The 12,874-nt window shown below is 68.0% G+C and carries 10 protein-coding genes and 1 tRNA gene; 2 read left to right on the forward strand and 9 right to left on the reverse strand.

Annotation, left to right across the window (positions count from 1 at the left end; genetic code table 11):
• The first annotated feature begins 144 nt into the window (after positions 1-144).
• On the forward strand, positions 145-1,626 hold the full coding sequence (locus U5S82_07955; protein ID MDZ7751581.1) for an SDR family oxidoreductase: 1,482 nt from the start codon (positions 145-147) through the stop codon (positions 1,624-1,626).
• A 381-nt stretch (positions 1,627-2,007) separates the two neighbouring features.
• Here U5S82_07955 and U5S82_07960 read toward each other — a convergent pair whose 3' ends face one another.
• The 5 genes from U5S82_07960 to U5S82_07980 form a co-directional block, all read right to left on the reverse strand.
• Positions 2,008-2,301, reverse strand: coding sequence for a group II intron maturase-specific domain-containing protein (locus U5S82_07960; protein ID MDZ7751582.1), 294 nt, complete (start codon positions 2,299-2,301; stop codon positions 2,008-2,010).
• A complete protein-coding gene (locus tag U5S82_07965; protein MDZ7751583.1) occupies positions 2,241-2,870 on the reverse strand; it encodes a reverse transcriptase domain-containing protein in 630 nt (209 codons plus the stop codon). Before U5S82_07965 ends, U5S82_07960 begins: the two co-directional genes overlap by 61 nt.
• Entirely contained in the window at positions 2,867-3,319 is a 453-nt protein-coding gene (locus U5S82_07970) for a hypothetical protein (GenBank protein ID MDZ7751584.1), read from the reverse strand. The genes U5S82_07965 and U5S82_07970 overlap by 4 nt, the downstream gene beginning before the upstream one ends.
• A 653-nt stretch (positions 3,320-3,972) precedes the next feature.
• Entirely contained in the window at positions 3,973-5,109 is a 1,137-nt protein-coding gene (locus U5S82_07975) for a hypothetical protein (GenBank protein MDZ7751585.1), read from the reverse strand.
• Positions 5,110-5,304: 195 nt separating this feature from the next.
• Entirely contained in the window at positions 5,305-6,117 is an 813-nt protein-coding gene (locus U5S82_07980) for a c-type cytochrome (protein ID MDZ7751586.1), read from the reverse strand.
• Positions 6,118-6,441: 324 nt separating this feature from the next.
• Between U5S82_07980 and U5S82_07985 the strand changes: the two genes are divergently transcribed.
• Positions 6,442-6,518: transfer RNA gene (locus U5S82_07985), tRNA-Arg, on the forward strand.
• 180 nt (positions 6,519-6,698) lie between these two features.
• Here the strand turns inward: U5S82_07985 and U5S82_07990 are convergent.
• The 4 genes from U5S82_07990 to U5S82_08005 all read right to left on the reverse strand — a co-directional run bounded on the left by U5S82_07990 (position 6,699) and on the right by U5S82_08005 (position 12,683).
• Positions 6,699-7,826, reverse strand: coding sequence for a TRAP transporter substrate-binding protein (locus tag U5S82_07990; protein ID MDZ7751587.1), 1,128 nt, complete (start codon positions 7,824-7,826; stop codon positions 6,699-6,701).
• A 197-nt stretch (positions 7,827-8,023) separates the two neighbouring features.
• A complete protein-coding gene (gene uvrD, locus U5S82_07995; GenBank protein MDZ7751588.1) occupies positions 8,024-10,186 on the reverse strand; it encodes a DNA helicase II in 2,163 nt (720 codons plus the stop codon).
• A gap of 43 nt (positions 10,187-10,229) precedes the next feature.
• Positions 10,230-11,243: a M14 family metallopeptidase gene (locus U5S82_08000; GenBank protein MDZ7751589.1), complete on the reverse strand. Its 1,014-nt coding sequence runs from the start codon at positions 11,241-11,243 to the stop codon at positions 10,230-10,232.
• A 33-nt stretch (positions 11,244-11,276) separates the two neighbouring features.
• On the reverse strand, positions 11,277-12,683 hold the full coding sequence (locus tag U5S82_08005) for a glutamate--cysteine ligase (GenBank protein ID MDZ7751590.1): 1,407 nt from the start codon (positions 12,681-12,683) through the stop codon (positions 11,277-11,279).
• Positions 12,684-12,874: the final 191 nt, after the last annotated feature.

Raw genomic sequence — 12,874 nt, forward strand, 5'->3', positions numbered from 1 at the left:
GGCATCATGCTCATGTCGGCGACCACCCCGTGAACCGCGCGATAAGGCGTAGGCGGGCTGAACGGCTGGCGTGAAAACCGCCAATCAGGGTCGCTATGGCTATCCTGATCCCGTGGCGACGATATACCGTAATCCAGCGTCCCGATGACAACCACCCCTGCCCCCCGCTACCTGGTGTTCGGCGCCAGCGGCTACATCGGCACCTACCTGGTGCCGCGGCTGCTGGAGCAGGGGGTGCCCCTGCGGGTGAGTTCCCGTAATCCGGCGGTGCTGGAGGGGCGCGGCTGGGACGGCGTCGACATCGTAGGGGCCGACGTGCTGGACCCCGACAGCCTCCGACCGGCCCTGGCCGGGGTGGACGTGGCCTACTACCTGGTGCATTCCATGGCCGCGGGCCGGGATTTCGGGCGCCTCGATCTGGAGGCCGCCCGCAACTTCGCCGATGCCGCGGCCGCCGCGGGCGTGGGCCGTATCGTCTACCTCGGCGGCCTGGTGCCCGAGGATGCCGCCTCCGAGCATATCGTGTCCCGCCGGGACACCGGCAACGTGCTGCGGGCCGGGCCGGTGCCGGTGACCGAGGTGCGGGCCGGGGTCATCGTGGGGCCGGGCTCGGCGGCCTTCGAGGTGATGCGGGACATGGTGTTCCACCTGCCCGTCATGCTCACGCCGCGCTGGGTGCGGTCCGTATCGCCGCCCATCGCCCTGGACAATCTGCTGGAATACCTGGTCCGGCTGCCGCGGCTGGAACAGTCCGCCGGCGGCATCTACGATGCCGCGGGCCCGGAGTCCCTGAGCTACGAGGCCATGATGCGCGGCCTCGCCGCCGTGGCGGGGCGGCGCGCGCCCATCATCATCGCCGTGCCCGTCCTCACGCCGCAGTTGTCCGCCCTGTGGTTGCGCTTCGTGACGGCCGTACCCACCAACGTGGCCCGCGCCCTCATCGAGGGCCTGAAGCACGATTTCAGCGCCGACGACGCCGAACTGCGGCGGCTCGTGCCCCAGCGCCTGCTGGGCTTTCAGGAGGCCGTGGAGGCGGCCTTCGAGGCCGAACGCAACCATACCGTCCAGGCCCGCTGGACCGAGGGAGCCTTCACCATGCGAAACAAGCGCATCGACTACGCCTACTACGCCAAGCAGGCCTCGGGCAGCGCCCTGTCCCGGGCCTCGCCGGCGGCCATCTGGAGGGTGCTTTCCGGGATCGGCGGCGACAACCGTTACTACTATCTCAATTCCCTGTGGGCCCTGCGGGAGGCCCTGGACTGGATGGTGGGAGGACCGGGCCTTAAGCGCGGGCGCCGCCATCCCCAGGAACTCAGAATAGGCGACCGGGTGGACTCCTGGACGGTGCTCGGCATCGAGCCCGAACGGCGCCTCACCCTCTCCTTCGGCATGAAAGCCCCGGGGGCCGGGGTGCTGGAGCTGGAGATGGTGCCCGAATCCGAGGGCTACACCCGCGTCAAGGCCACCGCCTACTGGCACCCCGCAGGAGTGTGGGGACTCATGTACTGGTTCTCCCTGGAGCCGGCCCACAAGATGATCTTCGACGGCCTGACCCGCGCGATCTGCCGCCGCGCCGAGGAGGAGGAGGAGGAGGAACGCAGGACGCAGGGGCGGGCGGCGAGTTGAAGGGGACGTGGCCTCGGGGGTGGGGGCTGGGGCGTATAGCTATAGGGAAATGGAAAATGGGAAATGGTGAATGGTGAATGGTGAATGGTGAATGGTGAATGGTGAATGGTGAATGGTGAATGGTGAATGGTGAATGGTGAATGGTGAATGGTGAATGGTGAATGGTGAATGGCAAAGTGTAGGTTTGGTGGATTGGCCTGTCTTGTTCTCCGTTTCCCCGCGCCTGTAACTCCTTAACTACGAAAGACGCGAAATGCGCGAAAAAACAAAGAGATGACGGTGGAAGCGCCGCCTGATAGGGGTCGGGAAGGAGTGACCCTCCCCGCCCTCCGAACCGTGCATGCGGTTCTCCCGCACACGGCTCTCCAGTCGGTGGTTACCTCATCGGGATTGGCTCGCCAACGTCCGGGCTTCGGTCATGGTGAAAAGCCCAGCCGCAGCGAAGAACGCGTTCGGCCAGCGGAGATGGTCGGACTGACAATGACCCGCTCCCGGGCGCTTCTGCTGCTTGCGCAACAGCGCCCGTAATCGACGTCGGACAAAACCGTCCACGCGAGGAAAGGTCCACGGGTGCGCGTGCTGGAAATACACGAACCAGCCACGCAGCATCGGGTTCAGGTCGGCCACAATCCGCGCCAGCGAATCCCCACGACTGCGCCGGGTTTTGGCCCGGATCCGGTCGTAAAGGGCCTTGCGGCTCTTCTTGCGTACCCACCGCCGTCCCGCTTCAAACCGGTACCCGAGAAACTCAAAGCCTTCCCCGGGCTGCCGGCAATCCCCCACACGGGCTTCTCCGGGTGCAGTTGCAGACCATTGGCCTCCACCCAGTGCCGCAACTCCTGCAGCGCCTCCTGGGCTTCGTCCGGACTGGCACACAGGATCACGAGGTCGTCAGCATACCGAACCATCCGATAGCCGCGCTGGGTCATGTGTACATCCAGCCCGTGCAGGTACAGATTCGCGAGTAACGGACTGATCACCGCCCCTTGGGGCGAGCCCCGGGTCGGCGTCCAGCGCGCTATCTCCGCCGCCACGTCCTGGCGCAACCAGGCGCGCAGCAGGTCGAGGATCCGACCATCGCTGATCCGGTCCTCGACCCGGGCCATCAACGCTTCGTGCGGGATGGTGTCGAAGTACTGGGCCAGGTCGGCATCCACCACATGGGTGTAGCCCTCCCGAACCAGCCCATCCACTTCCCGCAGCGCATCCTTGCACCCGCGACCCGGGCGAAACCCGTAACTCATCGGCAAAACTGGTGCTCGAAAATCGGCTCGAGCACCCGCTTCATCGCCGCCTGCACAATCCGGTCCTTCACCGTCGGAATGCCCAGGGGACGCGTCCCTGTCCCCTTCGGAATCTCCACCCGACGCACCGCATCCGGTCGGTACCGTCCACTTCCCAGCGCCTCTCCCAACTCCGCCAGATACCGCTCGGCATGGGCCTCAAAACGCTGCACACTCTGGCCATCCACCCCCGCTGAACCCCGGTTGGCCCGCACATCCTGCCACGCCCGTTCCAGGGTCTGGGGGCGATGCACCTTGTCGATCAGACTGAACCACTTCGTCCCTTGGACGCCGTTACCCAGCGCCGCCAACATGCGCTCCGTCCAGATCGTGCGGTCCACCCACGGCCATTCCACCGGGTTGGACGAGTCTGGCTTAGCCTCTTGCGAGACACTCTCGACCCTTTGCATACGCGCTCACCTCCTCCAGACTTCACCCATCCACCTTCCTGCCTCCCTTCCCTCGGCGCGATTTCTGTTCTTCGCGCTTTCCCGGCACCACCCACGGTTTTAGGCGGAGGACGCCCTCCAGCTCTTGGGTCCGCGTTTCCGCAGCACCTCGCCATGACCGCAGCAGAACCGTTCAGTACTACGAAGGCTCTGACTCCTGCCCACCGTCACCACGGCGGTCAGGTCTCCCCGCTTCTCTCGCATTTCCTTCCCAGCGTTCCGTCTCCAACCACGGAGGGGACCCGAATGTCGCTTTCCACGCCAATCCCAGCGCATCCGATGATTTTCAGGCTTCACCTTCTCCTAGCGGGCTCGCCGTCCCGTACCGCCGAATCGAGTTCGTCATCCTACGGACCGCCAGTTCGCCTCCGGTTGCTCTCCACCCCGCCTCGCGACGACGCAGTTACCTTCGACTACGGGGCCTTGGCTTACCCCGACACGGACTCTCACCGTGCAGAAAATGCGCCTCCACGGACGCACTAAGAGCGGCGCCCCCGCCGCGATGGGGCCGGGAAATCGCGACGTGGGCGTCGCTCCCACAAGGATAATCGAAGCCCCCGGCCTTTCCCTTTTCGCGACTTTCGCGTCTTTCGTAGTTACCGCTTTTGCTTTTTTCAACGGTCATTTGGCGGCGGGCACAGGCGGTCCGCCAGTTTCCGGGCCGCGGCGGCGTGGCCGGTGGCGTTCCAGTGGCCCGCCCCCCGGGTCGCGCCGAAGCCGTGGAGCTGCTCCCCGGTGGCGCGGGCATGGTCCGCCAGGGCGGGGGCGAGATCCGTGTAGGCATAGCCATCCTCCGCAGCGAAGCGGCCCACCAGCCAGTTGGAGTAGAAGAGGTCCGGCACCCCCAGGCGTGCCGCCATGGCCTGGGCCCGGTCCGCGTCCGGCGCCACCTGGGCAGCGGTAGTGAGGGCCACCACCCGGTAGGACGCATCCAGGGCTTCTGCCGTCTCGGCGGTGCGCCGTAACAGCTCCCGGGTGGCCTCCCAGGCCTCCGTCCACGGTTCATCCCGGGGCGGCGCATAGACCCGGGCATCGATACCGGGCTCCCAGTACCACTCCCGCTCCATGCCTTGAAGACGGGGCCCCAGGGACAGGCCGTGGTACACCATCACCACGGCCTGGCTCAGCCGCAGTCGCAGCAGGTAGGCGTAGTACCATCGCCCCAGGACCCCAGTCTTGCGCCGGTAGCGCGGATGGCCCCGGAAGCCGTAATCCATGGCCCATCCTTCCGCCGCCGGCCGCAGGTAGGGGCGGATGGGGTCGCCGTTCAACCCGGGATGGTTTTCGGCCACGTCGTTGCCGGGGAAGAAGGCCAGCCAGACCTCGGCGGGGCGATGCTGCGGCACATGATGGCGCAGGGTCTCGAGGGCCTGAGCGGTACTGTAGCCGCTGACGGCGAAGTTCATCAGCTGCACCGGACCGTCCCGGTAACCGCAGGCGTTGAGGCGCCCCTCCAGGCGCCGCCACCAGGTGGCCTCCACGGCGACCTGCACCGCTTCGGTCATGGAGTCTCCGAGGATGGTGATGCGATGTGTGTCACCCTGCGGCGCCGTCCATTCCCGGTCCCTGAAGCCGTGGCCGTTGATGCTGACCCATGCCTCGCCTTCCTGGGACTGACGGGCCTCCGCCCCGGCCATGGGCGCGAAGCCCCGGTAGGGGTCGGGAAAACGGGACAAAGCCCAATAATAGGAAAAGCCGAGGACGCGCAGGCCCAGCTCCAGGCCCACCAGCACCATGGCCAGCATGATCACGAGGGTTTTCAGGACGGACCGGACGGACCGCGTTCCGTCGGCGGATGATCCGGCGGCTGGCCCGTGTGGGCCTTCAGCGCGTGGTGCCCGCTCCATGACGTTGTCGAGGGTCCAAAAAGATTGCGGACACCGGCCCGCCACGGGGAAACGGGCCCGGCAGCGCCGGGCCCGTTAACCCGTGCTGACGACAGGCAATCAGCGGCTTTCGGCCACCATGTAATCCACGGCGGCTTTCACCTCGTCATTGCTGAGATTACCCCAGCCGCCCTTGGCGGGCATGGCGTTGAAGCCATTGATGGAGTGATCGTAGAGGGTCTCCATGCCCTTGGCGATGCGGCTCTCCCACTGGCCGGCGTTACCCACCACAGGGGCACCTGCGGCGCCCGTGCCATGACAGGCATTGCAGGCCTTGGTGTAGGTCTCCTTGCCCGCCGCGCCGCCGGCGGCAGCGGCCTCCTCTCCTCCGTCATCGGCAACTGCCTGCTCATCGGCCTGCGCCCCACCGCCACCGGCCTCGACGCTCGCCTGCTCCAGCATGGTCGCCACGGAGCGGCGGATCTCCTCCTCGGAAAGCGACATGTTGCCACCCTTCGGGGGCATGGCCCCCTTGCCATTGATGACACTCGCCACCAGCGCATCCATGCCCACCCCGGCACGGCTCTGCCAGGCCGCCGTGTCGCCCAGCTTGGGAGCACCGGCGACGCCGGCGTTGTGGCAGGCGGCACAGGCGAGCTGGATCACCTCTTCACCGCTGCGGGGCTCGCTGGCCGCATCGTCGTCCTCAGACTCGGCCGGTGCCGCCGACGGAGCGGGCTGCGGGGCCGCAGCCTGGGGTTCGGGGGCGGGCGCCGGCCCAGACGACGCCGGGGCCTGGGCCAGTTCGGCGACACTCTCCTGCTTCAGGTCCCCCAGCACATTGCCGAGGATGATGGCGCCCACCATGAAGGCGGTGAGGATGAGCAGAATGATTATGGCCAGGCGCATAAAGACATCATCTTGATGGCTCACGATTTCCCCCTAGTAAGGTTGATTGGTAATGGTGCGCCCGGCCCGCGGCCAGCCCGCAGGCGACGCGTTCGGCGGCCTCCGAGTGCCTGTGAAACGCCAATGTTTGAGGGTGTGCCGGCGCAATGGAGCGCGGAGTATAGCGGGAAAACGCGGAACGTAAAAATCGTGCTTTGCCGGCCGCCGCCGGCCCGGGTATGATTATCGGCTCAGCGCCGGCAACGGCGCTGGCCCCGCAGGGGCGGCCTGCAGGGATGTAGGCCATAGCCCTCTCGGGGCAGCGTCTTCCAGAGTGGGAGACACCGTTGGTAGAGTTCGTTTGCACACGCGCCCGTAGCTCAGCTGGATAGAGCGCTGCCCTCCGGAGGCAGAGGTCAGAGGTTCGAATCCTCTCGGGCGCGCCACTGCCCCCTTCGAAACCAATACCTTAAATATACCGCAAGATAAGCAGGCGCTTATAAAGCGCCCCGTTTTTGGCCCTTTTTCGAGGCTGACTGCAGCCGGAGTGTCGGGATGAATCCCGACCTACAGTCGTGCCGCAGGAACGGGCGGTGACGGCGCCGGCGCCCGCCCGCGGCCCGCGTCTACTCGCGGCCAGCCCCCAGACCACGCGCCCGGTGGTAGGCATCGTCGGATATCTCGTTCCAGGCGTCGTTGTCGGCACGGAAGGCCTTGTAGGCCTCGTAGACGCGCCTGAAGTCGGCGTTGCCGGCGGCCTCCTCTTCGAGGGTCTCGCGGGTCAGGCGCTGGAGTTCCACCAGCACCTCGTCGGGAAAGGGCAGGATATTCACCCGGCCCTCCTGCCTGAGTTCCCGCAGGGCCTGGAGATTGAGGGTCTCGAACTGGGAATAGGCCCACAGGTTGGTGGCCATGGCCGCCACTCGCACGATGCGCTGCAGGCGCTCGGGCAGGCTGTCCCAGGCGCCCTTGTTGACGATGAGTTCGAGGGCCGTGCCGGGCTCGTGCCAGCCCGGGTAATAGTAATAGTCGGCGGCGCGGTCGAGGCCGAGGCGCTTGTCGTGATAGGGGCCCACCCATTCGGTGGCGTCCAGGGTGTTGCGTTCCAGGGCGGTGTAGATCTCACCGCCGGCCATGAGCACCGGTGTGCCGCCCGCCTTGGCCAGCACCCGGCCGCCGAGGCCGGGGATGCGCATCTTGAGCCCCTCGAGATCCGCCAGGGAATCGATGCGCTTGTTGAACCAGCCCCCCATCTGCACACCGCTGTTACCCATGGGGAAGGGCACCAGGTTGAAGGGCTCGTAGAGTTCCTGCCACAGCTCCAGCCCGCCGCCGCTATAGAACCAGGAGTGCATGCCCTTGGCGGTCATGCCGAAAGGCACCGCGGACATGAACTGGGCGGCAGGGACCTTGCCCGCCCAATAGTAGGCGGCGCCGTGGCCCATCTCCACGGTGCCCTGGGACACGGCGTCGAAGGTCTGCAGGGGCGGCACCAGCTCGTTGCCGGCGAACACCTTGATGTCCAGTTCGCCGCCACTCATCACCCGTACGTCCTCGGCGAAGCGGTCCACGCCGGTCTGGAAGATGGGGAAGCCCGGCGGCCAGGTGGTCACCATCTTCCATTTGAATTGGGTGGGCGGCGGGCCGGACACCACGACCGGGCCCTGGCCCTCGGTCGTTCCACTGTTACAGCCGGTCACGGCCAGCACCAGGATGGCCGCGGTCGCGGCGGCCAGTCGAGTCACGATGGTCATCTCTCCCCCTCGGGTCAGGTCACGGGCGGCCGCTCGCAACGGCCTACATATGTAAAGACGTGTCGCAGGCACACAAACTCCCCCGCTCCCTCTCGGAGAGGGATGGGGTGAGGAGCATTCCGGGGCGAGGCGGCCTTTAATCCTCTCGGCGTGGGGCACCTCGCCCCAGGAATGTCAGGCCTTGTGGATCCCGGGCCTCAAGTGGCCTCGAGCCGCGCGTAGGCGGCCACCAGCCACTTGGCGCCCTCGCGGTTGAAATTCACCTGCACCCGCGCGTGGGCGCCCTCGCCGTCGCAGTTGATCACCACCCCTTCGCCGAACTTGGGATGGCGCACATGCTGGCCGAGGCGGTACTCGCCGTCGTCCGCGGCAAAGGACGCCGCGGCCACGGGACGGCTCACGGTGCCGCCGAGGCGCACCTCCTCCAGCACCTCCGGCGGCAGCTCACGGAGAAAACGGGAGGGTTGCTGGTGCAGTTCCTGGCCATGGAGGCGCCGTGACTCGGCGTAGCTGAGGAACAACCGCTCGCGGGCGCGGGTGATACCGACATAGCACAGGCGGCGCTCCTCCTCGGGGCCGCCTGTCTCGTTGAGGGCGTTGTGGTGGGGAAAGAGCCCTTCCTCGAGGCCACACAGGAACACCAGCGGAAACTCCAGGCCCTTGGCGCCATGGAGGGTCATGAGGCTGACGCTGTCCTGTCCCACCTCCGCCTGCCCCTCACCGGCCTCCAGGGCGGCATGGGCCAGGAAGGCGTCGAGTTCGTTCATCCCGGCCTCGTCGCCGTCCTCCGGGGCCGGCTGGAACTCCCGGGCCGCGGTGACCAACTCGTCCAGGTTCTCCTTGCGGGACTGGGCCTTCTCCCCCGGCTCCTTGTCGTAGTGCGCCTGGAGCCGGGCGTCCCGCACCACGTGGTCCACCTGCTCGGCCAGGGGGAGGTCCGCATAGCGCGCGGCCATGCCCTCCACCAGTTCCAGGAAGCCCCGCACCGCCCCCTGGGCCCGCGCCCCCAGGCCGCCGTCGGCTATCAGGCGCGCCGCCGCCCGCCACAGGCTGACGCCCTCGCCGCGGGCCGCCTGGCGCAGGGTGTCCACGGTGCGGGCGCCGATGCCCCGCACCGGGGTGTTCACCACCCGCTCGAAGGCGGTGTCGTCGTCGCGGTTGGCCACCAGCCGCAGGTAGGCGAGGGCGTCCTTGATCTCCGCGCGCTCGTAGAAACGCAGGCCGCCGTAGACCCGATAGGGCATGCCCTGCTGCAACAGGGCCTCCTCCATGATGCGGGACTGGGCGCTCACCCGGTAGAGGATGGCGCAGTCGTCACGGCGCCCGCCGCCCTCCACCCACTGGGCGATGCGCCCCACCACGAAACGGGCCTCGTCGATGTCGTTGAAGGCGGCATAGAGGCGTACCGGGTCCCCGCGCCGCCCTTCGGTCCACAGGTTCTTGCCCAGGCGTCCCTGGTTGTGGGCGATGAGGGTATTGGCGGCGTCCAGGATGTTGGCGGTGGAGCGGTAGTTCTGCTCCAGGCGGATGACCCGCACGTCCCGGAAGTCCTCGGGGTAGCGCTGGATGTTCTCGATGCGGGCACCGCGCCAGCCATAGATGGACTGATCGTCGTCCCCCACCATGAACAGGCGCCCGCCGTCGCCCGCCAGCAGCCGCAGCCAGGCGTACTGGATGGCATTGGTGTCCTGGAACTCGTCCACCAGGATGTGGCCGAAGCGCCGGCGAAAGTGCTCCAGCAGGCCGGCGTTATCGCGCAGGGTCTCGTAGGTGCGCAGCAACAGCTCGGCGAAGTCCACCATGCCGCCGCGCCGGCAGGTCTCCTCGTAGGCGCCGTAGATGCGCGCCATGCCCCCCTGCCAGGGGTCGCCCTCGGCGGTGCCCAGGTCGGCGGGGCGCCGGCCCTCGTCCTTACAGCCGTTGATGAACCACTGGGCCTGCTTGGGCGGCCACCGCGCCTCGTCGAGCTCGAGACCCCGGATCACCCGGCGCACGGTACGCAACTGGTCTTCGCTGTCCAGGATCTGGAAGCCCTCCGGGAGTCCGGCGTCCTGCCAGTGGGTGCGCAGGAAACGGTGGGCGAGACCATGGAAGGTGCCGATCCACATGCCCCGCACCGGCGTCGCCAGCATGCTCTCGGTGCGCTCGCGCATCTCGGCCGCCGCCTTGTTGGTGAAGGTCACCGCCATGATGCCGAAGGGGCTGGCCTCGCCACTTTGCAGCAGCCACGCCAGGCGGTGCACCAGCACCCGCGTCTTGCCGCTGCCGGCCCCCGCCAGCACCAGGGCGTGACCCGCCGGCAGGGTGACGGCCTCGCGCTGGCGGGGATTCAGGGGTTCGAGGAGGGCGCCGGCATCCATGGGGGCGGATTCTAACAGCATTCGCGACGGCGCCCGCGCGAGGTCACGCGGCGGCGTGGGGCACGTGGTAGCGCTCCATCACGTAGCCCAGGCAGTCCTGGCGGATGACGTTCTCATCCAGGGTGAACATGGAGGGCATGAGGGGCGCGCGGGTGAGGATCTCGCCGTCCACCAGCTCGAAATAGCGCGCCCCCACGTCGGCCCCGGTCTCGTCCGTCACCTCCAGGGGCAGCTCCGCGGCGGCGTCCCGCACGCCGCCCAGGGGCGTCCCCGGGGGCAGGTCGGAGAAGTTCAGGTGGTCCAGATCGGGCACGAACCAGACGTCCCCTACCCCCTCGCGGAAGCCGAAATCCAGCCCCGCGGCCATCTTCACCACGGCCACCGTGTGATAGAGGTCGAGGTCGTGGTCGGCCACCGGGTGCTCCGGGATTGCCGCCAGGCGCAGGCAGCTGTCCACGAAGTTCAGGGCATGTTCGGTGCCATGGGGCTGCCCGGGCTGGCCGCTCTCCAGGGTGACGGCGGGGCACAGGGCCGCGAAGGCCATGGAACACACGGTCTCCGGCCGGGTGAAGTAGACCACGGTGCGGGCGAACAGCGTGGCCAGCTGCAGATAGCGGGGGTCGAGGGCATTGACGCAGGCGTAATGGGGATTGATGCCCGTGTTGTTGTGGATGTCCACCGCCGCGAACACCCGGCGTTCCCGCATCTGGGCCAGCACCTGGCGGGCCATGCCGTGCTCCAGGGTGTCGCCATCGTTCCAGATGCGGTTGAAGTCGGGTTGGCCGTCGAGCAGGCGCCGGCGCTCCCGTGCCGCCGCCACGTTGCCGATGAACAGGGACAGGGAGCGGGGCAGGGCGTGGCCGCGATAACGGCGCAGCAGCTCGCGCAGGGCCAGCCAGCCCGTGTCCTCGTTGCCGTGGAGCATGACGGATACGAACAGGGGCTCCTCCGCACGGCCGCGCAGATGGATCAGGGTGGGTCCGGGCAGCACCTCGTGGAGTTCGTGGCTGTCCCGTTCCAGCAGGCCCTCGGGGAGGGCGTCGTAGATGTTCAGCATGGGCTAAAGGGTTACCAGGGACGTCGGGTGGGATCAAGCGTCCCACAGATGGACGGGCAGTCCGCTTCGCTGGCGCTCGCGGTAGGCCCCGGTGAGCGCCTCCATGTCACGACCCCGGGCGGCGACATAGGCACGCTGCCAGACACTGCCATTCTGACCGCGCTCGAGGCGGTCGGCAATCACCCCCAGGTAGCGGTTGATGTCTTCCCCGGCGATGCCGAAGCCCGCGAGGCCGGTGGCCACCGCCGGCAGCAGGTCCTGGAGCACCCGCCGCACCGGCGCCCGCTCGCGGCCGGGCCAGGCGATTTCGGCATCGAGACCCTCCCGGGCGGCGGCGTAGAAGTTGTTCCGGGCCACGGCGAAGTCCAGGCGCGACTCGGGGGGCGGCTCGAGACCGGCCAGGTGATGGGCGAGGCCGAAGAACAGGGCCACGTTGGCCATGGCGTCCAGCACCGAGGTGGGCGCCGCAGCCACCCGGTGCTCGATGCGCAGGTGGGGCCGGCCCGCCTCGTCGAAACCGATGAGGGGGCGGTTCCAGCGCCAGATGGTGCCGTTGTGCAGGCGCACGTGGGGCAGCAGGGCCGCGGATTCCTCCAGGGCCTCGGGCAGGAGGACGTCAAACTTGTCGACATTGCGCCGGAAGCAGGCCGCCAGATCGCCCTCGGCATAGCCGTCGCCGAAGGTCACCCGGGCCGGGCCCGCCACCGCCACCGATTGTTCGAACAACGGGATGCGGGTCTCGGCCCACAGGTCGCGGCCGAACAGGAAAGGCGAATTGGCACAGGCCGCCACCATCGGCGCCGCCGCCAGCTTGGCGGCGTTGTAATAGCGGTGGGCGCTGGCCGGCGATACCTGGAGGTGGATCTGCAGGGAGGTGGCCGCCGACTCCAGCATCACGTCGTGATGCTCGATGTGCAGGGCCTCGCGGCCCTCGATGTGGAGCACGATGGGACGCCCGCCCCGCAGCCGCAACACCTGCTCGTTGAGGGCACGGTAGCGCTTGAGGCGGGACATGTTGGCGAGGGTGAGGTCGTCGTCCCGCAGGCTCGGCAGGATCCCCACCCACACCACGTGGGCGCCGATGTCCCGGGCCACCGCCTCGCAGCGCGCGTAGGTGCGCCCCAGCTCGTCCTCCATGGCCCGCAGGGCCCGCCCCGCCAGGCGCACCGGACTGGAGTTGACCTCCACGTTGAAGCGGGACAGCTCCGGCACCACCAGGGGGCTCGACAGGCGTTCCAGGAAGGCGTCGTTGACGGCGGCGGGGCGGTGGTCCTCGCCCACCAGCCAGGCCTCCACCTCGAGGCCGCCCACCGGCGGCTCCTCCACGAAGCGGCCGTCCCGGAACCATTCCTCCAGTTGGCGGGTCTCTTCGTCGAGCCGTTGACGAAAACGCTCGAAATCCCCGGGCGAGAAACGGTGACTGTCGATTTCCTGGCCCACATCCACGCTCCCCGATGGCCCGCCGGGGCGGGAGTTTATCCGTTGCCGGTGGCGGCATGACGCGGCTCCACCATGGCACTCACATGGCATCCTGTTAGGATCGGCTGCCTTCGGCATGACGGTGCGACAGTCAGGAAGCCAAGACTAAGGCCCCTGTAGCCATGACCCGCCTGCCACACCGGGACCCCGCG

The sequence above is a fragment of the Gammaproteobacteria bacterium genome (genome assembly GCA_034522055.1).
Taxonomy (GTDB): domain Bacteria; phylum Pseudomonadota; class Gammaproteobacteria; order JAABTG01; family JAABTG01; genus JAABTG01.

Bases quoted from the DNA above. Each gene is read 5' to 3' on its own strand.
- U5S82_08000 (MDZ7751589.1), bottom strand. From the start codon at position 11,243: ATGCTGAACATCTACGACGCCCTCCCCGAGGGCCTGCTGGAACGGGAC.
- U5S82_07970 (MDZ7751584.1), bottom strand. From the start codon at position 3,319: ATGCAAAGGGTCGAGAGTGTCTCGCAAGAGGCTAAGCCAGACTCGTCC.
- U5S82_07990 (MDZ7751587.1), bottom strand. From the start codon at position 7,826: ATGACCATCGTGACTCGACTGGCCGCCGCGACCGCGGCCATCCTGGTG.
- uvrD (MDZ7751588.1), bottom strand. From the start codon at position 10,186: ATGGATGCCGGCGCCCTCCTCGAACCCCTGAATCCCCGCCAGCGCGAG.
- U5S82_07955 (MDZ7751581.1), top strand. From the start codon at position 145: ATGACAACCACCCCTGCCCCCCGCTACCTGGTGTTCGGCGCCAGCGGC.
- U5S82_07965 (MDZ7751583.1), bottom strand. From the start codon at position 2,870: ATGAGTTACGGGTTTCGCCCGGGTCGCGGGTGCAAGGATGCGCTGCGG.